The organism is Mesorhizobium sp. NZP2234 (assembly GCF_013170765.1).
GTDB classification, from domain to species: domain Bacteria; phylum Pseudomonadota; class Alphaproteobacteria; order Rhizobiales; family Rhizobiaceae; genus Mesorhizobium; species Mesorhizobium loti_D.
The window spans coordinates 100,966-124,657 of sequence record NZ_CP033364.1; the positions used below are offsets into that span (position 1 = coordinate 100,966).

Below are 23,692 nucleotides of genomic sequence, written 5' to 3' on the forward strand. Positions count from 1 at the left end.
GTGAGCGAGTTCGACGCCATCTTTGTCGGGGCGGGCCACAACAGTCTGGCATGCGCTGCGCATCTGGCGCTCAAAGGCTGGAAAACCGGGATTTTTGAGCGCAGTGCAACAATCGGTGGCGCTGTCCAGACCCGCGAATTCACCCTTCCTGGGTTCCGCCACGATTTCGGCGCGATGAATCTGAGCCTGTTTGCCGGCTCGGCCTTCCATCGGAAATATGCAAATGAATTGAAAGCGCAGGGGCTGGAATTCGCGCCCGTCGCCGACTGTTTTGTCAGCGCCTTTCCGGATGGACGCTGGTTCGGCGTCAGCAACGATCTGGAAAAGACCGCGGCGCGCATGGCGGCTTTCTCCGCTGCCGACGCCGCGACATGGCGCAAGCTGGTCGCCGCCTTCCCGGCGGAGGCCGAGCATCTGTTCCGGCTGCTCGGCTCGCCGATGGGCGCCCGCGCGCTTGCCGGCACGGCGTGGAACCTGTGGCGCAAGAAGGGTGTCACCGGTGCGCTCGACACCGGTCGGCTGCTGCTGTCGTCGCCACGCGCGTGGCTGGAGGAGACTTTCGAGTCCCCACATGTGCGGGCAACGCTCGCCACCTGGGGCATGCATCTCGATTTCGCGCCCGATATCGCCGGCGGTGCGGTGTTCCCCTACCTGGAATCGATGGCCAACCAGAGTTTCGGCATGGTGCTGGGCAAGGGCGGGGCAGACACCATCATCCGGGCTCTGGCCGGCATGGTGACGTCCGCCGGCGGCCAGATCATCACTGGCGCCGATGTGGCCGAGATCACCGTATCCGGCGGCAAGGCGACGGGGGTTCGGCTCGCTTCGGGCGAGACGCATACCGCCACCAGGGCGGTCATCGCAGGCGTCGCGCCCCGGGCGCTGACCGGCAAGCTGCTGCCCAACGGTTCCGGCGACGCCGGTTTTGACACCGCGATGCAGAAATTCCGCCACGCGCCCGGTACGATGATGATCCACCTGGCGCTCGACGATCTGCCGGACTGGAGCGCGGGGGCCGAGCTTCGGAAGTTCGCCTATGTGCATCTGTCGCCCTCGCTCGACGCGATGTCGCGCACCTATCAGCAGGTCATGGCGGGCAAGCTGCCGGACGAGCCGGTGCTGGTCGTCGGCCAGCCCTCGGCGATCGACCCGTCGCGCGCGCCGCAGGGCAAGCATGTGCTGTGGGTGCAGGTGCGCATGCTGCCAGCCGACATCCTGGGCGATGCATCGGCCAGCATCGCGCCCGCGCATTGGGATCAGGTCAAGGAGGCCTACGCCGAGCGCGTGCTCGACATCATCGAGACCTATGCGCCCGGCCTGCGGGGCAAAATTCTCGGCCGGGCGGTGTTCTCGCCCATCGACCTCGAACGCGAGAACCCGAACCTCGTCGGCGGCGACCAAGTCTGCGGCAGCCACCATCTGGCGCAGAACTTTTTGTTCCGCCCGGCGCGCGGCTATGCCGGCTGGAACACGCCGGTCAACAATCTGCATCTAACGGGCGCCGCGACATGGCCGGGCGCCGGCACCGGCGCGGCCTCGGGCTTCATGCTCGCGCAACAGCTTGGCGGGAGGTAGGCCGACGATTTCATCGGGGTGACGAGAGGCAAGGCGCTGCTGCCCGCGAAGCCTGAACCAATGACCAGACACTGCCGCGCAACGACAATAACCAACAAGGGGAACGACCATGACAATCAATAGACGCGAACTGCTTGGATACAGTGCCGCCGCACTTGGTGTGGCCGCCGTTGGCCTGCCGCGGATCGCCAAGGCGGCCGCCGGCGAACTGACCATCGCCTACAATGTCAACCTGCCCTCCTGGGATCCGACCACCGGTCCCTCGGCCGTCAACCCGACGATCCAGGGCCTTTATCAATCAGTCTTCGACCAGTTCATTCCACAGAAGCCGGACCTGTCCTTCGCGCCGGGCCTGCTTACCGAATGGGGCTGGAACGACGACCGCACCAAGGTGGCGATGACGGTACGCGAAGGCGTGACCTGGCATGACGGCTCGCCGTTCACGCCCGAGGACGTGGTCTGGTCGCTGCAGCGGGCAGGCGACGAAAAAACCGGCAACCCGATCCAGTTCGTCTGGAAGAACGTCAACAACTTCAAGATCGACGGCAACAAGATCACCGGCGACGTGGTGCAGTTCGACCCGGTCTATTTCAAATGGATGTCGTTCCTGACCGGCTACATCCTGCCGAAGGCCTATTACGAGAAGGTCGGCGCCGAAGGTTTCGAGAAGGCGCCGATCGGCACCGGCCCGTACATGGTCGAAAAATTCGAACGCAACGCCTTCCTGCGGCTCAAGGCCAATCCGAACTATTGGGGCGGCAAGCCGGCCTTCGAGAATGTGACGATCAAGTTCGTCACCGACGCGGCGAGCCGCGTGGCCGAGATCGAGTCCGGCTCCTCGCAGGTGACGCTTGAAATCCCGTACGAGGAATATGACCGGCTGATCGCCAAGGACGGGCTGGCGGGCTCGTGCAAGAACGTCTCCGACATCGGCATGATCTTCTTCAACAACAAGGACGCCATGCTGGACAAGAATGTCCGCCAGGCGGCCGTGATGGCGGTGGACAAGGAGCTTCTGGTCAAGCGGCTGCTGCGTGGCTATGGCCAGCCGATCGCGACACTGGAGACACCGGAATACGCGGCCTTCGATCCATCGATCAAGGTCGAGCACAATCCCGAAAAGGCCAAGGAGTTGCTCGCCGCCTCCGGCTACTCGCCAGAGAAGCCCGCCAAAGTCACCATCCAGACGACCAAGGGCTTCAAGCCCAAGGACTACGAGATGGTGCAGGCGATCGTCGGCATGTGGCGCAAGGTGGGCATCGAGGCGACGATCGAGGTCTACGAGATTGCCAAGCACTATGAACTGCGCGCCGCGCACAAGCTGGCGCCGGCGGCCTTCTACAACTGGGGCAACGCCATCGGCGATCCGACCACCTCGACCGGCTTCGCCATGTTCGGGCCGTCGCCGCACTCGTCCTGGAAGACCGACGACCTCGACGCCAAGATCGGTCCGCTCTGGGGGGAAAAGGACGAGGCCAAGCGCATCGCCGGCTGGAAGGCGGTCGACAAATACATCGCCGAGCAGGCCTATGTGCTGCCGCTGCTGCAGTTCGCCCAGCCGATCGTGCATGCCAAGGGCGTCAACGTCGTGCAGCATATCTCCGGCGCGCTGCTGCCCGCCCTGATGACCCCGGCCTGACATCGGCCTGGGCTTGCCGCGCGCCGTCCATAGCGACGGCGCGCATTTTTCTATCAGGCATACGAGCCCGCGGGCTCCTGCAAAGATTTACATGCTCCTGCAACGATTCCTGATCCGTCTGCTGACGATGCTGATCACGCTGTTCGGCGTGGCGATCGTCGTCTTCGTCGTGATCCGCGTCGCGCCAGGCGATCCGATCGCGATGATGCTGCCGCCCGGCGCGACGGATGACGACATCGCCCGGCTGCGCGCGCTCTACGGCCTCGACAAGACCATCATCCAACAATTCTTCATCTGGCTGTCCGGAGTGGTGCGCGGCGATTTCGGCACCTCGATCTCGCTGCGGCAAGACGTGCTCGGCCTCGTCTTCAACCGGCTGCCGGCGACGCTGGAGCTGGCCATCGTCGCACTGGTCATGGCCGTGGTGCTTGGAGGCACCACGGCCGTGCTCGGCGCGCGCGAACGTGGCACGGCGGTGGAAGCCGGCATCGACATCGCCAGCGGCGCCGCGCTTTCCATTCCCGATTTCCTGTGGGGGCTGGTGCTGATCCTGCTGTTCGGCGTGCTGGTGCCGATCTTCGATATTTCCGGCCGGGTCTCGCCACAGCTCGACCTGCCCTTCGTCACCCAGTTCTATCTCTTCGAGAGCCTGCTTCGGCTGCGCTTCGACCTGACCTGGGACCTGTTGAAACACATGCTGATGCCGGCGGTGGCGCTGGCGTTGCCGCTGGCGGCGATCATCGCGCAGTTGCTGAAGCAGTCGCTGAAGGAAGTGCTCGACCTCGACTATGTCGTGCTGGCCCGGGTGAAAGGATTTTCCGAGACGCAGGTGATCCTGCGCGAAGCGCTGAAGAACGCCGCACTACCGACACTGACCCTGGTCGGCGTGCAGTTCACATTCCTCATCGGCGGCACCGTCATCGTCGAGCGGCTGTTTTCCTATGAAGGCCTCGGCAACATGGCGATCGATGCCGTCATCAACCGCGACCTGCCGCTGATACAGGGCATCGTGCTGGTCTTCGCGCTGCTGTTCGTGCTGATCAACCTGACCGTCGACATGATGTATGCGCTGCTCAATCCGAGGCTGCGCCATGGATAGAGCCACAAGACGCGGACTGAGCCCCAGGCTGTGGCTCGCCGGCGGCTGGCTGCTGCTGGCGCTGCTGGCGGCGATCTTCGCGCCGCTTGTCGCGCCGCAGGATCCGCTGGCACAGGATCTGATGCTGGAGCGACTGCCGCCGTTCTGGCTCGATGGCGCCGAGCCGGGCTATTGGCTGGGCACCGACAGCCTCGGCCGCGATCTGTTGTCCCGGCTGATCTTCGGCGGCCGCATCGCCTTCATCGTCGCCTTTGCCGCGGCCATCGCCGCCTGCCTGGTCGGCTCGACGCTCGGGCTGATCGCGGGCTATTTCGGCGGCTGGGCCGACCGCATCATCTCGCGCATCGTCGATGTCTGGATGGCGTTTCCGCCGGTGCTGTTCGCCATCCTTTTGGTGGCCGTGCTGGGCACCGGCATCAGTTCCGTCATCCTGGCCATCGCGATCATCGACTGGACGCGCTTCTGCCGGGTGATCCGCGCGGAGGCGATGGGCCAGTCGCGCATGGACTATGTCGAGAATGCCCGCATCGCCGGCTATGGCCGCATCGGCATCATGCTGCGCGAAGTGCTGCCGAATGTGGTGCCGTCGATCGTGGCGCTGCTGTCGCTGGAGATGGGCATCGCCGTCATCGTCGAGGCGATCCTGTCCTTCGTCAACCTGTCGATCTCGACCGACGATCCAACCTGGGGCGGCCTCATCGCCGAGGGCCGGCTGTCGATCCACCAGGCTTGGTGGGTGCTGGTTTTTCCGCTGATCACGCTGATCCTCACCGTGCTGTCGTTCAGCCAGTTCGGCGAAGCGCTGAAGGCGCGTTTCGACCCGGTGCTGCGATGAACGCCTGTCTCGACATCGCCAATCTCAGCGCGGTGCTGCCGAACGGCGCCCGCGTGCTGCGCTCGGTCTCGCTTGCCGTGCAGCCCGGCGAGGTCCGCGCCCTGGTCGGCGAGAGCGGCGCCGGCAAGACGATGATCGGCAAGGCGGTGCTCGGCGTGCTGCCGTCCAGCGTGCGTATCGTCGAAGGCGACATGCTGCTCGAGGGCGAAGACCTCGGCAAGATGCCACCGAAGGCACGGCGCACGCTGATCGGCGCCCGCACCGCGCTGATCCCGCAGGACCCGCTGACCGCGCTCAACCCGTCGCGCCGCATCGGCCCGCAAATGACCGATCGGCTGGTGCGCATTCTCGGCTGGAGCGGCGACCAGGCCGACACCCGCATCCGGCACTTGCTTGACGAGGTGCAGATCCGTGACCCCGACCGCGTATTGAAAAGCTATCCGCACGAGCTCTCCGGCGGCATGCGTCAGCGCGTGCTGATCGCCGCCGCCTTCGCCGCCGAACCCCGGCTGATCGTCGCCGACGAACCGACCACGGCGCTCGACGTCACCGTGCAGAAGCAGATCCTGCGGCTGATCGCTGCGTTGCAGCGCGAGCACGGCACCGCGATCCTGTTCGTCACCCACGATCTCGGCGTCGTCGCCAAGATCAGTCAGAAGGTCTCGGTTCTCTATGCCGGCAAGGTGGTGGAGGAGGCTGAGACGGCCGCTCTCTTCGCGGCGCCGCAGCATCCCTACACGCGCGCGCTGATGGCGGCGACGCCGCGCTACACCGATCCGTTCGCCTCGCTGAAACCGGTGGACGAAGCGGTGCTGGCCGGGCTTGCGGCGGAGATCGCGGCGGCGGACCAGGCGTGGAGGCCAAGCCATGGCTGAGCCGCTGTTTTCCGTGCGCGGGCTGAAGGTCGCGCTGCCCGACATGACACGCAAACCGCTGATCGGCCGCGCACCCTTGGCCGAGATCCTGAAAGGCCTGGATTTCGACCTGCCCAGGGGGTCGGTGACCGGCATTGTCGGCGAATCCGGTTCCGGCAAGTCGACGCTTGGCCGCGCTTTGGTGCGGCTCTTGGAACCCAGCGCCGGCTCGATCAGCTTCGATGGCCGCGATATCACGCATCTGCCGGAAGCGGAGTTGCGGCCGTTGCGCCGCGACCTGCAGATGATCTTCCAGGATCCGATGTCGTCGCTCAATCCACGCCGCACCATCGCCAGCATCATCGCCGCGCCGCTCAAGCAGAACGGGCTCGGCGACAGGCTCAAGGAACGTGTCGCCGAGGCGCTGCAGCGCGTCGGGCTGCCGCAGAGCTTCGCCGGCCGCTATCGCCACGAACTGTCGGGTGGCCAGCGCCAGCGGGTCGGCATTGCGCGCGCCCTGGCGCTGTCGCCGAAATTCGTGCTGGCCGACGAGATCGTCTCCGGGCTCGACGTGTCGACACAGGCGCAGATCCTCACCCTTCTGGAAAAGCTGGCGGCGGAGATGGGCCTGACCGTCGCCTTCATAAGCCACGATTTGTCCGTCATCCGTCGGCTGTGCCGGCAAGTGATCGTCATGCGCGAAGGCGTGATCGTCGAAGCCAGCGCCACCGATGCCTTGTTCGACAACCCTGGAAAGGCCTACACGCGCGATCTCATCGCAGCCATTCCGCTGCCCGAGATCGATGCCGGCTGGCTGGACATCCCTTCCGCCGGCAAGGCGCCGCCATGATTGCATAAGCACGCCGAAAAGCGGGCCTCGGACGTGCGACCGGCAAACAACCAGGTCCCGCCAATGGAGAGGACTGACATGAAAACGATACTTCGAAACGCAACGCTCGCCGCCGCTGTCCTTGGCAGCGCCGGCATGGCCTCGGCGGATTCGATCCCCGGCATGCGCGGGCACGATCACACCGGCATTACCGTTCCCGACATGAAGCAGGCGGTCGACTTCTTCACCGAAGTGGTCGGCTGCAAGAAGGCGATGTCCTTCGGCCCGTTCGCCGACGACAAGGGCACCTTCATGCAGGATCTTCTGGGCGTCGATCCCAAGGCTGTCATCGAACAGATCACCATGGTTCGTTGCGGCTATGGATCGAACATCGAGTTGTTCAAATACACCGCCCCCGACCAGAAGAACCTGACGCCGAAGAACAGCGACATTGGCGGTTTTCACATCGCCTTCTATGTCGATGATGTCGCCGCGGCGAAAGCCTATCTCGACGGCAAGGGCGTCAAGACGCGCATGGGCCCCTTGCCGGTCAAGGAAGGCCCCGCCGCCGGCCAGACCATTCTCTATTTCCAGGCGCCCTGGGGACTTCAACTGGAAGCGATCAGCTATCCCGACGGCATGGCCTATGAGAAGGGTGCCGAGACCGTGCTGTGGAGCCCGAAGAATCCGGAGAAGTGACATCAGGCGCGCGCTTGCGGCTCGAGACGCAAGCGCGCTGCCCAATATCAGCACAATGATTTCGATATAAAACTTTAAGCTTGAAATATCTTGCCGCCGGCGCGATACTTGAGGTCACAGCAAGCGAAGAGGAGATCGCACACATGAAGGTTGCGGTTCTCGGCGGCGGACCAGCCGGCCTCTACTTTGCCATTTCGATGAAGCTCCGGGACGCCGCCCACGATGTGACGGTGTTTGAGCGCAACCGCGCCGACGACACATTCGGCTGGGGCGTGGTGCTGTCGGCCGAAACGCTCGACAATCTCGCGAAGAACGATCCGGTCAGCGCCGTCTGGATCAAGAAACATTTTGCCTATTGGGACGATATTGCCGTCATCCATGACGGCGTGCGCACGGTCTCGTCGGGCCACGGCTTCTGCGGCATCGGCCGCAAGCGGCTGTTGATCCTGCTGCAACGCCGCGCCCGCGAACTCGGCGTCAAGCTGATGTTCGAGACCGATATCGCCGACCCCAGGCCATACATGGAGACGCATGACCTGGTCGTCGCCGCCGACGGGCTGAACTCCAGGGCGCGCAACACATTTGTCGACATCTTCAAGCCCGATATCGACACCCGCAAATGCAAGTTCGTCTGGCTCGGCACCAACCAGAAATTCGACGACGCCTTCACCTTCATCTTCGAGAAGACCGAGCATGGCTGGGTGTGGGCGCACGCCTACCAGTTCGACAGCGACACCGCGACCTTCATCGTCGAGTGCAGCGAGCAGACCTGGGCTGCTTTCGGCTTCGGCGCGATGACGCAGCAGGAATCCATCGCGGTATGCGAACGCATCTTCGCCAAGCATCTCGGCGGCCATGCGCTCATGACCAATGCCAACCATATCAGGGGTTCGGCCTGGATCAATTTCCCGCGCGTGCTGTGCGAGCGCTGGTCGTACAAGAACCTGGCACTGATGGGCGACGCCGCCGCATCGGCGCATTTCTCGATCGGCTCAGGCACCAAGCTGGCGCTGGAAAGTGCCGTGGCGCTGGCCGACTATGTCGAGACCGAGCCGGATCTCGATGCGGCGTTCCGTAAATATGAGGATGCCCGCCGCACCGAGGTGCTGAAGCTGCAATCGGCGGCGCGCAATTCGCTCGAATGGTTCGAGGAGGTCGAGCGCTATCTCGGCCTCGACCCGGTGCAGTTCAATTATTCGCTGCTGACACGCTCGCAGCGCATCAGCCACGAGAATTTGCGGCTGCGCGATGCCGAATGGCTGGGCGGCGCGGAGGAATGGTTCCAGCGGCAGGCGGGTGCCGGCGGCAACAGGCTGCGCCGCGCGCCGATGTTCGCGCCGTTCAAGCTGCGCGAACTCAGGCTCAACAACCGCGTCGTCGTCTCGCCGATGGCGCAGTACAAGGCCGTCGACGGCTGCCCGACCGACTGGCATTTCACCCACTATGCCGAACGCGCCAAGGGCGGCGCCGGCCTCGTCTATATCGAGATGACCTGCGTCAGCCCGCAAGGGCGCATCACGCCGGGCTGCCCCGGCTTCTACGCGCCTGAGCACGAGGTGGCATGGAAGCGGCTTGTCGACTTCGTCCATACCGAGACCGAGGCCAAGATCTGCGCGCAGATCGGCCATTCCGGTGCCAAGGGTTCGACCCGGCTGGGTTGGGAAGGCACCGACGTGCCGCTGGCCTCGGGCAACTGGCCGATCATGGCGGCATCGGCCGTCGCATGGTCGCCCGAAAACCAGGTCCCGAAGGCGATGGACCGAGCCGACATGGATCTGGTGCGCGACCAGTTCGTGGCTTCGGCCGAGATGGCCGACCGCTGCGGCTTCGACATGCTGGAGATCCATGCCGCGCACGGCTATCTGCTGTCGTCCTTCATCACGCCGGTCACCAACCGGCGCACGGACGCCTATGGCGGTTCGCTTGAGAATCGCATGCGCTACCCCCTCGAAATCTTCCACGCGGTGCGTGCCGCCTGGCCGGCAGGCAAGCCGATCTCGATGCGCATCTCGGCCAATGACTGGGTCGGCATCGAAGGCGTGACACCGGCCGACGCGGTCGAGATCGCGCGACTGCTGCATGAAGCCGGCGTCGACATATGCGACGTCTCGGCCGGCCAGACTTCGGCATTGGCAAAGCCGGTCTACGGTCGCATGTTCCAGACGCCTTTTTCCGACCGCATCCGCAACGAGGTCGGCATGGCGACGATGGCGGTCGGCAACATCTACGAGCCGGACCATGTCAATTCGATCCTGATGGCCGGCCGCGCCGACCTGGTGGCATTGGCTCGGCCGCATCTTGCCGACCCCTACTGGACGCTGCATGCGGCGGTGACGCTTGGTGACCGCAGCGTCAAATGGCCCGATCCCTACCTGCCGGGGCGTGACCAGCTCTACCGGCTGGCGGAGCGCGATGCGGCCGCGGGGCTGAAAGTATGACTGCCGCAACAGCGATCCCCGGCAAGCACGCGCTGGTCACCGGCGGCGGCTCCGGCGTCGGCCGGGCCATCGCCCTGGCACTGGCTGGCGCTGGCATCAATGTGACCATCTGCGGCCGCCGTGAAGCCGAGCTTGCCAAGGTTGCGGGCGAAAGCGACCGCATCTTCGCCATCGCCGCCGATGTCACCAACGAGGCGGCGATAGCCGCGCTCTACGAGACGGCGCAAACCGCGCGCGGGGCCTTCGACATCGTCGTCGCCAATGCCGGCATGGCCGGCAGCACGCCGGCGCACAAGACCACGCTCGCCGACTGGCAGAAGACGCTCGACGTCAATTTGACCGGCGCCTTCCTGACGGTGAAGCCGGCGTTGGCCGGGATGGCCGCGCGCAAGGCAGGCCGCATCGTGTTCATCGCTTCGACGGCGGGATTGAAGGGCTACGCCTATGTGGCGCCTTATGTCGCGGCCAAGCATGGCGTCGTCGGGCTGATGCGGGCGCTTGCCGCCGAGACGACGAAATCCGGCGTCACCGTCAACGCCGTGTGCCCGGGCTTCGTCGAGACCGACATGCTGGAGGAGTCCATCCAGCGCATCATCGAAAAGACCGGCCGCTCGGCCGGTGAGGCGCGGGCAAGCCTCGCCTCGACCAACCCGCAAGGCCGCTTCATTCAGCCGCAAGAGATCGCCGCCGCCGTGCTGTGGCTGTGCGGCGACGCGGCGGCATCGATCACCGGACAGGCAATTTCGATCTCAGGAGGCGAGACATGGTAGCCGGCCCCCTGCCCGCACCGTCGGGACCCGGCAAGGATAGGCTGCGCCTGTGGATCAGGCTGCTGCGTGCCTCGCGCACGATCGAGGCCGAACTGCGCGAGCGCCTGAAGAAGGAATTCGATACGACCCTGCCGCGCTTCGATGTGATGGCAGCCCTCTACCGCGCCCCCGAAGGCATGCTGATGAGCGACCTGTCGCGCTTCCTGCTGGTCTCCAACGGCAATGTCACCGGCATTGTCGACCGGCTGGTTTCGGAAGGGCTGGTCGCCCGCGCCCGCCGCAATGGCGACCGCCGCACCTCGATGGTGCGGCTGACGGAGGAAGGCACCAAATCCTTCGCCACCATCGCCGCGGCGCATGAGGGCTGGATCGGCGAATTGCTGGGCAAGGTCAGCGAGGAAGATGCGCGCCGGCTGACCGGCATGCTGACCTCGTTCCGCAGCAACTGGGAGGGACGCGAATGACCGGGATGGCCGGCCTCAAGCCGAAGCATTTCCTCTGGGAGGTCGAGGGCAGGATCGCCAAGGTCCGGCTCGACCGGCCGGAGCGCAAGAACCCGCTGACCTTCGACAGCTATGCGGAACTACGCGACACATTCCGCGACCTTGTCTATGCCGACGATGTCGACGCCGTGGTGTTCCTCTCCAATGGCGGCAATTTCTGCTCCGGCGGCGATGTCCACGATATTATCGGCCCGCTGGTCAAGATGGACATGAAGCAGCTTCTGGCCTTCACCCGCATGACCGGCGATTTCGTCAAGGCGATGCTGAATTGCGGCAAGCCGATCATTGCCGCGGTCGACGGTGTCGCGGTCGGCGCCGGCGCCATCATCGCCATGAGTTCCGACATCCGCATCGCCACGCCGGAAGCCAAGACCGCGTTCCTGTTCACCCGCGTCGGCCTGGCCGGCTGCGACATGGGCGCCTGCGCGATCCTGCCGCGCATCATCGGCCAGGGCCGCGCCGCCGAACTGCTCTACACCGGCCGCACCATGACGGCGGCCGAGGGCGAGCGCTGGGGCTTCTACAACAGGCTGGTCGATGCGGCAGCGCTCGAAGCCGACGCGCTCGACATGGCGGCGCGCATCGTCTCCGGCCCGACCTTCGCCCACGGCATCACCAAGACGCAGCTCAACCAGGAATGGTCGATGGGCCTCGACCAGGCCATCGAGGCGGAAGCCCAGGCGCAGGCGATCTGCATGCAGACGCGCGATTTCGAACGCGCCTACAAGGCATTCGTGGCCAAGGAAAAGCCGATGTTCGAGGGCAATTGATGGCTGACAAGAGTTTCCTCAACTGGCCGTTCTTCGAAGACCGTCATCGCGAGTTGGCCGAGCGCCTGGAGGCATGGTGCGCCAAGAACCTGCCGGTCGATCACCATGATGTCGACGCCGCCTGCCGCGAGTTGGTGGCGAAGCTCGGCCGCGACGGCTGGCTGAAGCCGACGGCTGTTGACACCGACAATCCGGGGCCGCTCGACGTGCGCACCTTGTGCATCACGCGCGAGACGCTGGCGCGCCATGACGGGCTCGCCGATTTCGCCTTCGCCATGCAGGGACTGGGCACAGGAGCGCTCAGCCTGTTCGGCACACCGAACCAGCAGCAATGGCTGGCCAAGACGCGTGCCGGCAAGGCGATATCGGCCTTTGCCCTGTCGGAGCCGCGGTCGGGATCGGATGTCGCCAACACCGAGATGACGGCGACCCACGATGGCGACAGCTACATCCTGACAGGTGAGAAGACCTGGATTTCCAATGGTGGCATCGCCGACCTCTATGTCGTCTTTGCCCGCACCGGCGAGGCGCCGGGCGCCAAGGGGATCTCGGCCTTCCTGGTGCCGGGTGATGCCAAGGGCCTCGGCATCGCCGAGCGCCTCGAAGTGATCGCGCCGCATCCGCTGGCGCGGCTGTCCTTCGACCAGGTCCGGCTGCCGGCCTTGGCTTTGATCGGCAAGCCCGGCGACGGCTTCCGCATCGCCATGTCGGTGCTGGACGTGTTCCGTTCGACGGTTGGCGCAGCAGCGCTCGGCTTTGCCCGCCGGGCGCTCGATGAAAGCATCAAAAGGGTGGCCGAGCGCAAACTGTTCGGCGCGCCGATGGCCGAATTGCAGATGGTGCAGGGGCATGTCGCCGACATGGCGCTCGACGTCGACGCGGCGGCGCTTCTGGTCTACCGCGCCGCCTGGACCAAGGACATGGGCGCGGCGCGGGTCACGCGCGAGGCGGCGATGGCCAAGCTGTTCGCCACCGACAAGGCGCAAGAGGTGATCGACAAAGCGGTGCAGTTGCATGGCGGCGACGGCGTCCGCAAGGGCCACATCATCGAAAGCCTGTATCGCGAGATCCGCGCGCTGCGCATCTATGAGGGCGCTTCCGACGTGCAGAAGGTGGTCATCGCCAGGCAAGTGATGAGCGCGGGCTGACAGCGGCATTGACGGCATTCAATTTTGACACTTGGTTTCTGGAATACGGGGAGGCTTGAAATGCACGAGGTTCTGCAGCCGGAAGGCTGGGCCAAACCGGTCGGCTACGCCAATGGCGTCGCGGCGCGTGGGCGTCTCATCTTCGTCGGCGGACAGGTCGGCTGGAACGGGCAGTGCCAGTTCGAGACCGACGACTTTGTCGGCCAGGCGAAACAGACACTGGAAAACATCGTTGCGGTGCTGGCGGAGGCGGGCGCCACGCCTCAGCACATCACCTCGATGACCTGGTATTTCACCGACAAGACCGAATATCTGGCCAATCTCAGGGGCATCGGCGAAGCCTATCGCGAGGTGATCGGCCGGCATTTTCCGGCGATGGCCGCCATGCAGGTGGTGGCACTGGTCGAGGATCGCGCCAAGGTGGAGATCCAGGCGACCGCGGTCATACCGGATTAATCTGTCGTCATTACCCGCGAAGGCCTGTCTGCCTCAGCAGCGGCAGCACGTGGTCGCAGAAATAGGGGAGTTCCTGCGTGTAGTTGACGAAGGAAAGCGCGATGCCCTGATAGCCGTGGCCGGCAATGGCGGCCATGTCGGCGGCGATCGTTTCCGGGGTTCCAATCAGGGGATAGGTGCCGGCGCCGCCGGCGAAGCGCTGGCGGTAGCGGTCATAGGCGTGCGGGTCGTGCGACTGCGAGAATTCCTTCTTGCCGGCCATATGGGCATCGACCGCGTCATGGTCGGCCAGATCGACCGCGTATCTGTTATAATAGGCCTGCGCCTCTTCCATCGTCGGGCGGCAGACGACGTGCGCCACCGTATAGACACCGACATCGCGGCCGACCTTGTCGGCCCGTTCGCGGATGTCGGCGACATGTTTGCCGGCATCGCTCATTTCGGAAAAAGTCGTGAACAGATAGTCGCACCGGGCGGCGGCGAAATCGCGGCCCGGACCGCCGAATGCGGCGTTCATGGTCACCGGACGCGGGGTCTGCACACTGGCCGGCCGGCTGACCGCTTCCTTGAGACGATAGTAGGTGCCTTCATAGTCGAGAGGCTCGGGAGAGGCATAAAGCTTTTCGAGGATTTCGATCCATTCGGCCGCCTGGTCGTAGCCCTTTTCGACGAGCGGCGTGCCGAACATGCCGAACTCCTTCGGGTTCCAGCCGCAGACGATGTTGAGGCCGGCGCGACCTTGGCTGACGTGGTCGACGGTCGCCAGCGCCTTGGCGGCATAAAGCGGATGCACCAGCGGCACATGCACGGTCATGAACAGGCCGATCTGTTCAGTGGCCACCGCCAGAGCCGCCGCCCAGGTGAAGGTCTCGAACGACCATTCGCGCACCTTGTTGCGGCCGCCAAAGCCGCGCCAGCGGGCGATCGGCAGCAGAAACTCCAGCCCGGCGCGATCGGCGATTTGCGCCGCCGTCAGATTGTCCTGCCAACTCGCCGCCCAGCGTTCCGGCACATCGGTGATGGCGAGGCCGCCATCGGCATTGGTCGAGAAGACGCCGAGCTTCAGTTTGTTCGGGCCGTGCAGGGGATGCGCTTTGATCATCTCGGGAACTCGTGGCGGGAGGCTACACGCTAGGCCCGCGTCAGAATATTTCAAGCCTGAAATAGCTTCGCCTCGCGGTCGTTTGCGGATATGGATTTGGGCAGGTCGAAAAAGAGGATGGACATGAGCGAGTTCCGCCAGAAATGCCTCGGCAAGACGGGCCTCGTCGGTTCCTTTGCCGCCATTCCCCATCCCGTTGCGGTCGAAGTGATGGCGCTATCCGGCCTCGACTTCCTCTGCATCGACTGGGAGCACGCCCAGATTTCGCGCGACATGATCGAGACCATGGTGCGAGCCGCAGACGTGCATCGCGTGCCGGCGATGGTGCGTGTTCCCGGCCATGCGCCGGAAGCCATCCAGGCGGCGCTGGACAGCGGCGCGCAAGGCGTGCTGGTGCCGCGCGTCTCGACCGCTGCCCAGGCCGAAGCAACAGTGAAAGCCTCGCGCTATCCGCCACAGGGCGAGCGAGGCGTCGGACCCGGTCGGGCCGCCGGCTATGGCTATCGTATTCCCGAATATCTTGCCGGTGCCAACGACAGAACCGTCGTCGCGGTCCAGGTCGAGACAGCGGAGGGGCTCGCCAACATCGACGCGATCGCGGCGGTCGACGGCGTCGACGTGATCTTCGTCGGCCCCGGCGACCTTTCGGTGTCGATCGACGCGATCGGACCGCAAGGCGCCGATAAGCTCAATGCGGCGATCCGGACGATCATTTCTGCCACGATCGCACATGGCAAGACAGCAGGCATATTTTGCGCCAGTCCACAGACGATCGGCCGTTGGGCAGCCATCGGTGCGAGTTTCTTCGTGCTGGCCAGCGACACGATGTTTCTGGGTGCCGGCGCGGCGGCCAACTTTGCCGCGGCGCGCGACGAATTGGCATGAAACGTGCGCATCGGGGCAAAAAAGGCGTATCGGCAGGGCAACAGGCCGCCCAAACTTTTTAAGCTTAAAACTTTCGCCTTGAAAAGTGCCGCACTTTGGATAGCATCCAAGGATCGATGGCGACCGCGATGCCGGAGGGGTTGCCGGCCAGTTCATCGCAGTGCTTCGGGTGGGAGGGGTTCAGTCCTTGTCGTTCATGCTGCCCCAGTCATCGTCCAGCGCGCGCTATGCTTTTGATGGCGTCCGCGCGCAGATCCGTGATCTCCATACCGAAAACATCGCCAACCTTGCCGTGCGCGCGCGTGAATTGGGCGACGTCATCGCGCTCTGGTACGGCGAAGGCGACATGGTGACGCCCGCCTTCATCCGCGACGCGGCCAAGGCGGCCTTCGACGAAGGTCAGACTTTCTACGTGCCGAACATGCGCGGGCTCGGGGCTCTGAATGAAGCGCTGTCGGAATACCAGACGCGCATCCACCGCCGGCCGATCCCGATCACACGAACCACCGTCACGCCGGGCGGCATGCAGGCGCTGTACCTTGCACTGGAACTGCTGGTCGATACCGGCACAAACGTCGTCTACGTCGCGCCGCAATGGCCCAACATCCACAACGCCATCCACCTGATCGGCGGCGAGCCACGGCCGTTTTCGCTCGACTTCGAGGGTGACTGGCGGCTCGACCTCGACAGGCTGTTCGCCAGCTGCGACGCCCGCACCCGCGCCATCTTCCTGTCGACGCCGTCCAACCCGACCGGCTGGACCGCCTCGGCCGAGGAGATGCGGGCCCTGCTTGATTTCAGCCGGCGCACCGGCATCTGGATCATTTCCGACGAGGTCTATGGCCGGCTCTATCTCGACGGCGACGTCGCGCCCTCGATCCTGCAGATCGCCGAGGACGGCGACCGGGTGCTGTCGGTCAACAGCTTCTCCAAGGCCTGGGCCATGACCGGCTGGCGTATCGGCTGGCTGACGCATCCATCGGGAGTGGCCGACCAGCTCGGCGCCATGACCCAATACGTCAACAGCGGCACCGCCGCTCCTATCCAGGCTGGCGCCGTTGCCGCAATTCGCCAGGGCGAGCCACTGGTCGAAGAAATTCGGCAGCGGATCAGAACCGGCCTCGACCTCGCCTATATCAGGCTGGCACAGATTCCGGGCGTCATTTTGCCGACGAAACCGCGTGGCGGCATGTATGCCTTCTTTGCCATGGAAGGCGAAAGCGATGCCAGTCGCGCCTGCGCCAAAATCCTGGAGACGGCGCGCGTCGGGCTGGCGCCCGGCCATCTCTTTGGAAGCTCGGCGACGGCATTCCTGCGCATGTGCGTCTGCCGTGACCGCGACCAGATAGCGACCGCGCTCGACCGCATGGTCGCTGCCATGAATTGACGCCCCGCTGGGAGGTGGGACGGCAAGAAACCGTGCGGGGCCAGCCCGCCCGATCAACAACCAGAGGGAATACCCCAGAGGGACGACCAATGAAGCTCACCCGTCGCAATCTCATCCTGCTCGCTGCAGCCATCGGCATCGCCGCCGGCCCCGCCACCGCCCATGCCGCCGATGTGCTCAATGTCGGCGCCTACCCGACCAATCCGCCCTTCGAATACAAGAACGAGAGCGGCACTTTCGAGGGCTTTGAAGTCGATATCGTCAACGAAGCGGCCAAGCGCATCGGCATGACCACCGACATCGCCGATCTCGGCTTCCAGGCGCTGTTTGCGGCCACCACCTCGAAGCGTATCGATGTCGCCATCTCCTCGATCACCATCACCCCGGAGCGGCTGAAGTCGCAGTCCTTCACGCAGCCCTATTATGATTCCGACATGGGCATCGCCACCAAGACCGATAGCGCTGTCAACACCGAGGCCGACCTCAAGGGTAAGATCGTCGGCGTGCTGTCCGGCTCGACCGGCGAGACCTGGGTCAAGGCGCATCAGGAAGCCGATGGCTTCAGCGACGTGAAGGGCTATGACACGCAGCAGAACCTTTTGCTCGACCTCAGCGCCGGCCGCGTCGATGCCGCCGTCAGCGACATTCCGGGCATGGAATACTCCTTCACCAAGATGAAGGACCTGAAGGTGAAGCAGCGCATCAAGACCGGCGAACAGTACGGACTGATGATGACCAAGGACCACCCGCTGCTCGGCAAGCTCAACGACGCGCTGACGGCGATGAAGAAGGACGGCACGCTGGCCGCGATCCACAAGAAGTGGTTCGGCAGCGACGCGCCGGCCGACTCGTCGACCGTCAAGGAAATGCCGATGCCGAAGGCCTGAGCGGCGACCGAGAACAGGGGCGTGCCGGCTCAAAAGGCCGGCACGCCTCGTTTTCATTGATGATCCTTCCCCGGAGCCACAGGTCAGCGCGGCAAAGCCGCTTTCGGTGTTTCCGGGCCCTGCTCCAGCGTCACGGGACGCAAAACGGTTCGGGAACGCTCCCATGTCGCTGATCGACACCTTCTTCAACGCCGACGTCATCGCGTCGAGCCTGCCCGCGCTGCTGCGCGGCTTCCTGAACACGCTGCTGCTCGGCCTGCTCAGCATCGGCATCGGCATTCCGATCGGCCTGGTGATCAGCTTGCTGCGGCTCTATGCGCCAAAGCCGCTGCGGTGGCTGGCCGTCGGCTACACCGACATCTTCCGCGCCTTGCCGGTGCTGGTGGTGCTGATCCTGATCTACTACGCGCTGCCCTTCCTCGGCATACGCCTGTCGTCCTGGGCGTCCGCGGTGACGGCGTTCGCCATCATCATGTCGGCCTATTCGGCGGAAGTCTTCCGATCCGGCATAGAGAGCATTCCGCGCGGCCAGTTCGAGGCGTCGCAAGCGCTCGGCCTGCCGTTCCTTTTGACCTTGCGCAAGGTGGTGCTGCCGCAGGCAGTGCGTGTGGTCATCCCGCCGATGACCAGCAACTGCGTCTCGATGTTCAAGGACACCTCGCTCGCCTCGACCGTGGCGCTGCCGGAACTCTTGAAGGAGGCGACCAACGCGCAGTCGCTCTACGCCAACCCCTCGCCGCTGATCGGCGCGGCACTCGTCTATCTCATCTTCCTCTGGCCGATGGTGCGCCTCGTCAGCCTGCTTGAAGCCCGCTTCAAGACCGAAAAGACGCGCTGACCATCAGACCGTTCGCCATAGCACTCCGCAGGAGACATCCCTTGAGCAATCCCCACGCCACCGACGGCTTCCCCGTCGCCACAATCCGGGCCATGTTTCCCGCCCTGCAGCGGGCCGGCGATTTCATCTTCCTGGACAACGCCGCCGGCGCGCAGATTCCGCAGAGCGTGCTCGACGCGGTGACCAACCACCTTGTCTCGCACAATGTGCAGCGCGGCGGCCGCTATGGCCGCAGCGTAACCGTCGACCAGTCGGTCGCCGATGCCCGCACAAGCGTAGCGCTGCTGATCAACGCCTACAGCCCGGCGGAAATCTGCTTCGGCATGAACGCCACCTCCTTCATCCGCCTCGTCAGCCTCGGCATTGGCCAGATGCTTGGAGAACGCGACGAGATCGTCATCACCGACATGGACCATGACGCCAACATCGCCACCTGGCTGGCGCTGGAATCGGCCGGGGCGAAATTCAAGTGGTGGCGCATGCGCGAGGACGGCAACCTGCATGTCGACGATCTGCGCCCGCTGGTTTCCGACCGCACCCGCCTCGTCGCCTGCACGGTGACGGCGCATTCGATCGGCTCGATCGTCGATGTGGCTTCCGTGGCCAAGATCGCGCATGCGGCCGGTGCCGAAGTGTTCCTCGACTGCGTGCATTACGGACCACATGGGCTGATCGACGTGCAGGCCTGGGATTGCGACTACCTCGTCTGCTCCGGCTACAAGAACTTCTCGCCGCATATGGGCTTCCTCTGGGGCCGCTTCGACACGCTGAAGCGGCTGCCGACCTTCCGCGAGGATTTCATTCCGGACGAACCACCTTACAAGGTCGAGGCCGGCACCTTCATCTACGAGAATGTCTCCGGCATGGACGCGGCCGTGCAGTATCTGGAACTGATCGGCCGCAATCTCGCGCCCTCCAACAATCGCTCGCGGCGCGAAAACATCGTTGCCGGCATGACAGCAATCCGCGACTACGAGCTGGTTCTGGCGCGCGAGATGCTTGGCGTGCTCAAGGGCTGCGGCGCGACCATCTACGGCGTCGCGGACGAGGCGCGCATCAACGAGCGCGTGCCGACCTTCTGCTTCAACATCGGCAAGCTGTCGCCGCAAAGGATCGTCGAGGAGATGGCCGAGATGCAGATCGGCATCCGTGACGGCCACATGTACGCGCCACGCCTGATGAAGCGCCTCAACCTGTCGATGGACAGCGGCGCCATCCGCGCCTCGTTGGTCCACTACAACACGGTCGAGGAGATCCACCGCTTCGGCGAGGCGCTGCGCGCCATCATCGCAAAGCTGTCCTGATGGACGAAGGGCGCCTGACGGCTGCGGCTCGCAGCCTCAGGCGGCCGCCTTCTTCTTCGCCAACCGCGCCTTGATCGAAGCGACGTCGGCGCGCGGGGTCGCGGCGAACAACGTCCGGGTGTAGCTGTGCTTGGGGTCGGAAAACACCTCGTCGCGCGAGCCGTATTCGACCGCCTCGCCGAAATACATCACCATCACATCGTTGGCGATGTAGCGCACCACGGACAGATCGTGGCTGATGAAGACATAGGTCAGCTGGAATTCGTCCTGCAGGTCGGCGAGCAGATTGAGCACCTGCGCCTGCACCGAAAGATCGAGCGCTGAGACCGGCTCGTCTAGCACCAAGAGGCTCGGGTTCAACATCAGCGCGCGGGCGATGGCGATGCGCTGGCGCTGGCCGCCCGAGAACATGTGCGGATAGCGGTTGTAATGCTCGTGACCGAGGCCGACCTTCTTCAGCATCTTCATGGCGAGGTCACGCCGCTCGGCGGCCGATTTGTCGGTGTTGATCAGCAGCGGCTCGCCCAGCACGTCGCCGATCTTCTGGCGCGGATTAAGCGAGCCGTAGGGGTTCTGGAAGACGATCTGCACCTTGCGGCGCATCTCCTTGGTCAATCCGCCCCTGGCGATGTCGACCTTGTTGCCGTCGATGAACAGATCGCCCGCCGTCGCCGGATCGATCAACGTGATGATGCGGGCAAGCGTGGACTTGCCGCAGCCGCTTTCGCCGACGATGGCGAGCGTCTTGCCCTTGTCCACGGTGAAGGAGACGCCCTTGACCGCATGCACGGTGCGCGGTCCGGTGAACAGGCCGCCGCCGATGTGATAGTCGCGAACGATGTTCTTGCCTTCGAGAACCGTAGTGCTCATGCGGAGGCTCCCGCGGCAGAGGGAGCCGGCTCGAACAGCATGTCGGACACGGTCGGCAGCCGGTCGCCGACGGCGTTTTCCGGCAGCGCCGACAGCAGCGCGCGCGTGTAGTTGCTCTTCGGCGATTCAAACAGCGACAGCACGTCGGCCTCTTCCATCTTGCGGCCCTTGTACTGGACGATGACGCGGTCGGCGGTCTCGGCCACCACGCCCATATTGTGGGTGATCATGATCAGGCCCATGCCGTATTTGGCCTGCAGCGAGACCAGGAGATCGAGGATCTGCTTCTGGATGGTGACGTCGAGCGCGGTCGTCGGCTCGTCGGCGATCAACAGCTTGGGATTGCAGGCAATGGCGATGGCGATCATGACGCGCTGGCACTGGCCGCCCGACATCTGGTGCGGAAACGAGCTCAGCCGTTCCTCCGGATCGGCAATGCCGACCAGCTTCATCAGTTCGATGGCCCGCGCCCGGCGCTGAGCGCGATCCATGCCCATGTGGAAGCGCAGAACCTCCTCGATCTGGAAGCCGACCGTGAAGCACGGATTAAGGCTGGCGATCGGTTCCTGGAAGATCATCGAAATGTCCTTGCCGACGATCTTGCGCCGTTCGGACGGACTGAGCTTCAACAGATCGACGCCGTCGAAGGCCATGCGGTCGGCCCTGACCGTCGCCGTATTGGGCAACAGCCCCATCACCGCCAGCATCGACACCGATTTGCCGGAACCGGACTCGCCGACGATCGCCAGCACCTCGCGCGGTTCGATCGAAAGGTCGATGCCTTGCACGGCCATGAACGGTCCGGCCGCGGTGTCGAAGGAAACGGTGAGGTTCTTGATCTCGAGCAGGGGCATGCTCACGACCTCTTCAGCTTGGGGTCGAGCGCATCGCGCAGACCGTCGCCGATCAGGTTGATGGCGAAGACGGTGATCAGGATGGCGAGGCCGGGGAAGGTCACCACCCACCAGGCGCGCAGAATGAACTCACGTGCTTCGGCAAGCATGGTGCCCCATTCCGGCGTCGGCGGCTGCGCGCCCATGCCGAGGAAGCCGAGCGCGGCCGCCTCGAGAATGGCGTTGGAGAAGGACAGCGTCGCCTGGACGATCAAAGGCGCGATGCAGTTGGGCAGGATGGTAACCAGCATCAGCCTGAGATGGCTGGCGCCGGCAACCTTGGCCGAGATTACATATTCGCGGTTCTTTTCCGCCATCACGGCGGCGCGGGTGAGCCGCGCGAAATGCGGTTGCAGCACGAAGGCGATGGCGATCATGGCATTGACGAGGCCAGGGCCAAGGACCGCGACCAGCACCAGCGCCAGAAGCAGCGACGGGAAGGCCAGGATGATGTCCATGATGCGCATGATCAGCGTATCGACCCAACCGCGGCAATAACCGGCGAGCAGGCCGAGGATGACGCCGGAGATCAGCGCCGTGGTCACGACGACGAAGCCGATGGCCAGCGAGAAGCGTGAGCCGTAGATCAGGCGCGACAGCATATCGCGGCCGACGGCGTCGGTGCCGAGCAGGAACTGCGCATTGCCGCCCGCCTGCCAGGCCGGCGGCGTCAGGAAGAAGTCACGGAACTGATCGTCAGGCGAATGCGGGGCGAGCAGCGGCGCGAAGAGCGCGACCAGGATCAGCAGCGCGAAGACGAAGAGGCCTATCACCGCGCCCTTGTTGATGGAGAAGTAATGCCAGAATTCCGCGAACATCTGCAGCCGCGCGTCCTGCGGCTTGACGACGGTGGCGGCTTCGACGGTGGCTGGGCCTTCGTTGGTCATGTCAATTGGCCCGTATGCGCGGGTTGATGACGGCGTAGAGCACGTCGACGATGAGGTTCACCGACATGACGATCAGCGCGATCAGAAGCAACCCGCCCTGGACGGTGAAATAGTCGCGCTTGGAAATGGCGTCGATCATCCATTTGCCGATGCCTGGCCAGGAGAAGATGCTCTCGGTCAGGATGGCGCCGGTGAGCAGCGTGCCGACCTGCAGGCCGATGGTGGTGACGACCGGGATCAGCGCGTTGCGGAAGGCATGCAGGCCGATGACGCGGCGCGGCGCCAGGCCCTTGGCACGCGCGGTACGAACATAATCCTCGCCCAGCACTTCGAGCATGGCCGAGCGCGTCTGCCTGGCGATGACCGCCAGCGGGATGGTGCCGAGCACGATGGTCGGCAGGATGAGGTGCGACACCGCCGAGCGGAATGCGCCCTTCTGCCCGGAAATCAGGGAATCGATGGTCATGAAGCCGGTCACCGGCTTGAAGAAGTAGAGTAGGTCGATGCGGCCGGAGACCGGCGTCCAGTGCAGCGTGCCGGAAAAGACGATGATCAGCAGCAGCCCCCACCAGAAGATCGGCATGGAATAGCCGGCCAGCGCGGTGCCCATGGTGAGTTGGTCGAACCAGGAGCCACGGCGGATCGCGGCGAAGATGCCGAAGGCGACGCCGAAGACGACGGCGAAGATCATGGCGAAGATGGCGAGTTCGACCGTTGCCGGGAACCGCACCAAGAAATCCTTCAGCACCGGCGTCTTGGTGGAAAACGAGGTGCCGAAATCGCCGCTGAGGATGTTGGTCAGATAGGTCAGATATTGCTGCCAGATCGGCAGGTCGAAACCGAACTGGTGCATCAGTGCCGTGTGACGTTCGGGCGACAGGCCACGTTCGCCCGCGAGCACCAGCACCGGATCACCGGGCAGGATGCGCACGAAGCCAAAAGCGAGGATGGTTATCCCGATGAAGGTCGGGATGATGAGGGCGAGCTTGCCGAGGATATAACGCAGCATGGCGGGCGAGGTGGG

At 64.5% G+C, this 23,692-nt stretch carries 23 protein-coding genes; 18 read left to right on the plus strand and 5 right to left on the minus strand.

The genetic code is table 11. The features are described 5' to 3' along the window. The 13 genes from EB230_RS00475 to EB230_RS00535 all read left to right on the plus strand — a co-directional run bounded on the left by EB230_RS00475 (position 1) and on the right by EB230_RS00535 (position 13,615). Positions 1-1,575 (plus strand): NAD(P)/FAD-dependent oxidoreductase, encoded by a 1,575-nt coding sequence (locus tag EB230_RS00475; protein WP_172371007.1) that lies wholly within the window; start codon positions 1-3, stop codon positions 1,573-1,575. Positions 1,576-1,684: 109 nt separating this feature from the next. Further along, the gene (locus tag EB230_RS00480; RefSeq protein WP_172371009.1) at positions 1,685-3,214 is read left to right on the plus strand and encodes an ABC transporter substrate-binding protein; all 1,530 of its coding nucleotides are present in this window, start codon (positions 1,685-1,687) and stop codon (positions 3,212-3,214) included. A 91-nt stretch (positions 3,215-3,305) separates the two neighbouring features. After that, positions 3,306-4,313, plus strand: coding sequence for an ABC transporter permease (locus EB230_RS00485; RefSeq protein ID WP_056569766.1), 1,008 nt, complete (start codon positions 3,306-3,308; stop codon positions 4,311-4,313). After that, positions 4,279-5,148 carry an ABC transporter permease gene (locus tag EB230_RS00490; protein ID WP_172371011.1) on the plus strand — a complete coding sequence of 290 codons (870 nt, stop codon included), beginning with the start codon at positions 4,279-4,281 and terminating at the stop codon, positions 5,146-5,148. The genes EB230_RS00485 and EB230_RS00490 overlap by 35 nt, the downstream gene beginning before the upstream one ends. Beyond that, positions 5,145-6,023, plus strand: a complete 879-nt coding sequence (locus EB230_RS00495) for an ABC transporter ATP-binding protein (protein WP_172371013.1) — start codon at positions 5,145-5,147, stop codon at positions 6,021-6,023. The genes EB230_RS00490 and EB230_RS00495 overlap by 4 nt, the downstream gene beginning before the upstream one ends. Then, positions 6,016-6,852, plus strand: a complete 837-nt coding sequence (locus EB230_RS00500) for an ATP-binding cassette domain-containing protein (RefSeq protein ID WP_056569760.1) — start codon at positions 6,016-6,018, stop codon at positions 6,850-6,852. Before EB230_RS00495 ends, EB230_RS00500 begins: the two co-directional genes overlap by 8 nt. Before the next feature lie 78 nt (positions 6,853-6,930). Continuing rightward, on the plus strand, positions 6,931-7,530 hold the full coding sequence (locus EB230_RS00505; RefSeq protein WP_172371015.1) for a VOC family protein: 600 nt from the start codon (positions 6,931-6,933) through the stop codon (positions 7,528-7,530). A 143-nt stretch (positions 7,531-7,673) separates the two neighbouring features. Continuing rightward, on the plus strand, positions 7,674-9,968 hold the full coding sequence (locus tag EB230_RS00510) for a bifunctional salicylyl-CoA 5-hydroxylase/oxidoreductase (RefSeq protein WP_172371017.1): 2,295 nt from the start codon (positions 7,674-7,676) through the stop codon (positions 9,966-9,968). Continuing rightward, the gene (locus tag EB230_RS00515; RefSeq protein WP_172371019.1) at positions 9,965-10,738 is read left to right on the plus strand and encodes an SDR family NAD(P)-dependent oxidoreductase; all 774 of its coding nucleotides are present in this window, start codon (positions 9,965-9,967) and stop codon (positions 10,736-10,738) included. The genes EB230_RS00510 and EB230_RS00515 overlap by 4 nt, the downstream gene beginning before the upstream one ends. Continuing rightward, positions 10,732-11,202, plus strand: coding sequence for a MarR family transcriptional regulator (locus EB230_RS00520; protein WP_056569752.1), 471 nt, complete (start codon positions 10,732-10,734; stop codon positions 11,200-11,202). Before EB230_RS00515 ends, EB230_RS00520 begins: the two co-directional genes overlap by 7 nt. After that, positions 11,199-12,011 (plus strand): enoyl-CoA hydratase family protein, encoded by an 813-nt coding sequence (locus EB230_RS00525; RefSeq protein ID WP_056569750.1) that lies wholly within the window; start codon positions 11,199-11,201, stop codon positions 12,009-12,011. The genes EB230_RS00520 and EB230_RS00525 overlap by 4 nt, the downstream gene beginning before the upstream one ends. Further along, positions 12,011-13,159: an acyl-CoA dehydrogenase family protein gene (locus tag EB230_RS00530; protein ID WP_172371021.1), complete on the plus strand. Its 1,149-nt coding sequence runs from the start codon at positions 12,011-12,013 to the stop codon at positions 13,157-13,159. The genes EB230_RS00525 and EB230_RS00530 overlap by 1 nt, the downstream gene beginning before the upstream one ends. A gap of 60 nt (positions 13,160-13,219) precedes the next feature. Beyond that, complete coding sequence (locus tag EB230_RS00535; RefSeq protein WP_056569746.1) at positions 13,220-13,615, plus strand: RidA family protein; 396 nt, start codon at positions 13,220-13,222, stop codon at positions 13,613-13,615. Positions 13,616-13,625: 10 nt separating this feature from the next. On the opposite strand, the gene EB230_RS00540 is transcribed toward EB230_RS00535, so the two are convergent. Further along, positions 13,626-14,717, minus strand: coding sequence for an LLM class flavin-dependent oxidoreductase (locus EB230_RS00540; protein ID WP_172371024.1), 1,092 nt, complete (start codon positions 14,715-14,717; stop codon positions 13,626-13,628). Between the two features lie 123 nt (positions 14,718-14,840). Between EB230_RS00540 and EB230_RS00545 the strand changes: the two genes are divergently transcribed. From EB230_RS00545 to EB230_RS00565, 5 genes are all read left to right on the plus strand, one after another. Beyond that, entirely contained in the window at positions 14,841-15,602 is a 762-nt protein-coding gene (locus tag EB230_RS00545; protein WP_081295037.1) for an HpcH/HpaI aldolase/citrate lyase family protein, read from the plus strand. Between the two features lie 196 nt (positions 15,603-15,798). Beyond that, the gene (locus tag EB230_RS00550; RefSeq protein WP_056569740.1) at positions 15,799-16,989 is read left to right on the plus strand and encodes a pyridoxal phosphate-dependent aminotransferase; all 1,191 of its coding nucleotides are present in this window, start codon (positions 15,799-15,801) and stop codon (positions 16,987-16,989) included. 89 nt (positions 16,990-17,078) lie between these two features. Then, entirely contained in the window at positions 17,079-17,876 is a 798-nt protein-coding gene (locus EB230_RS00555) for an ABC transporter substrate-binding protein (protein ID WP_056569737.1), read from the plus strand. Between the two features lie 163 nt (positions 17,877-18,039). Further along, complete coding sequence (locus EB230_RS00560; RefSeq protein ID WP_056569735.1) at positions 18,040-18,714, plus strand: amino acid ABC transporter permease; 675 nt, start codon at positions 18,040-18,042, stop codon at positions 18,712-18,714. Positions 18,715-18,755: 41 nt separating this feature from the next. Continuing rightward, positions 18,756-20,018, plus strand: a complete 1,263-nt coding sequence (locus EB230_RS00565; protein ID WP_172371026.1) for a cysteine desulfurase-like protein — start codon at positions 18,756-18,758, stop codon at positions 20,016-20,018. Positions 20,019-20,054: 36 nt separating this feature from the next. Here EB230_RS00565 and EB230_RS00570 read toward each other — a convergent pair whose 3' ends face one another. From EB230_RS00570 to EB230_RS00585, 4 genes are all read right to left on the minus strand, one after another. After that, positions 20,055-20,888 (minus strand): dipeptide ABC transporter ATP-binding protein, encoded by an 834-nt coding sequence (locus tag EB230_RS00570; protein ID WP_172371028.1) that lies wholly within the window; start codon positions 20,886-20,888, stop codon positions 20,055-20,057. Further along, positions 20,885-21,742 (minus strand): ABC transporter ATP-binding protein, encoded by an 858-nt coding sequence (locus EB230_RS00575; protein WP_056569729.1) that lies wholly within the window; start codon positions 21,740-21,742, stop codon positions 20,885-20,887. Before EB230_RS00575 ends, EB230_RS00570 begins: the two co-directional genes overlap by 4 nt. 2 nt (positions 21,743-21,744) lie before the next feature. Beyond that, complete coding sequence (locus EB230_RS00580; protein WP_171883339.1) at positions 21,745-22,599, minus strand: ABC transporter permease subunit; 855 nt, start codon at positions 22,597-22,599, stop codon at positions 21,745-21,747. 70 nt (positions 22,600-22,669) lie between these two features. Continuing rightward, positions 22,670-23,677 carry an ABC transporter permease subunit gene (locus EB230_RS00585; RefSeq protein WP_056569725.1) on the minus strand — a complete coding sequence of 336 codons (1,008 nt, stop codon included), beginning with the start codon at positions 23,675-23,677 and terminating at the stop codon, positions 22,670-22,672. Between the last annotated feature and the right edge of the window lie 15 nt (positions 23,678-23,692).

Bases quoted from the DNA above. Each gene is read 5' to 3' on its own strand.
- EB230_RS00530 (WP_172371021.1), top strand. From the start codon at position 12,011: ATGGCTGACAAGAGTTTCCTCAACTGGCCGTTCTTCGAAGACCGTCAT.
- EB230_RS00480 (WP_172371009.1), top strand. From the start codon at position 1,685: ATGACAATCAATAGACGCGAACTGCTTGGATACAGTGCCGCCGCACTT.
- EB230_RS00570 (WP_172371028.1), bottom strand. From the start codon at position 20,888: ATGAGCACTACGGTTCTCGAAGGCAAGAACATCGTTCGCGACTATCAC.
- EB230_RS00535 (WP_056569746.1), top strand. From the start codon at position 13,220: ATGCACGAGGTTCTGCAGCCGGAAGGCTGGGCCAAACCGGTCGGCTAC.
- EB230_RS00585 (WP_056569725.1), bottom strand. From the start codon at position 23,677: ATGCTGCGTTATATCCTCGGCAAGCTCGCCCTCATCATCCCGACCTTC.
- EB230_RS00510 (WP_172371017.1), top strand. From the start codon at position 7,674: ATGAAGGTTGCGGTTCTCGGCGGCGGACCAGCCGGCCTCTACTTTGCC.
- EB230_RS00545 (WP_081295037.1), top strand. From the start codon at position 14,841: ATGAGCGAGTTCCGCCAGAAATGCCTCGGCAAGACGGGCCTCGTCGGT.
- EB230_RS00500 (WP_056569760.1), top strand. From the start codon at position 6,016: ATGGCTGAGCCGCTGTTTTCCGTGCGCGGGCTGAAGGTCGCGCTGCCC.
- EB230_RS00505 (WP_172371015.1), top strand. From the start codon at position 6,931: ATGAAAACGATACTTCGAAACGCAACGCTCGCCGCCGCTGTCCTTGGC.
- EB230_RS00515 (WP_172371019.1), top strand. From the start codon at position 9,965: ATGACTGCCGCAACAGCGATCCCCGGCAAGCACGCGCTGGTCACCGGC.
- EB230_RS00490 (WP_172371011.1), top strand. From the start codon at position 4,279: ATGCGCTGCTCAATCCGAGGCTGCGCCATGGATAGAGCCACAAGACGC.
- EB230_RS00525 (WP_056569750.1), top strand. From the start codon at position 11,199: ATGACCGGGATGGCCGGCCTCAAGCCGAAGCATTTCCTCTGGGAGGTC.
- EB230_RS00580 (WP_171883339.1), bottom strand. From the start codon at position 22,599: ATGTTCGCGGAATTCTGGCATTACTTCTCCATCAACAAGGGCGCGGTG.
- EB230_RS00560 (WP_056569735.1), top strand. From the start codon at position 18,040: ATGTCGCTGATCGACACCTTCTTCAACGCCGACGTCATCGCGTCGAGC.
- EB230_RS00485 (WP_056569766.1), top strand. From the start codon at position 3,306: ATGCTCCTGCAACGATTCCTGATCCGTCTGCTGACGATGCTGATCACG.
- EB230_RS00575 (WP_056569729.1), bottom strand. From the start codon at position 21,742: ATGCCCCTGCTCGAGATCAAGAACCTCACCGTTTCCTTCGACACCGCG.
- EB230_RS00550 (WP_056569740.1), top strand. From the start codon at position 15,799: ATGCTGCCCCAGTCATCGTCCAGCGCGCGCTATGCTTTTGATGGCGTC.
- EB230_RS00540 (WP_172371024.1), bottom strand. From the start codon at position 14,717: ATGATCAAAGCGCATCCCCTGCACGGCCCGAACAAACTGAAGCTCGGC.
- EB230_RS00495 (WP_172371013.1), top strand. From the start codon at position 5,145: ATGAACGCCTGTCTCGACATCGCCAATCTCAGCGCGGTGCTGCCGAAC.
- EB230_RS00520 (WP_056569752.1), top strand. From the start codon at position 10,732: ATGGTAGCCGGCCCCCTGCCCGCACCGTCGGGACCCGGCAAGGATAGG.
- EB230_RS00555 (WP_056569737.1), top strand. From the start codon at position 17,079: ATGAAGCTCACCCGTCGCAATCTCATCCTGCTCGCTGCAGCCATCGGC.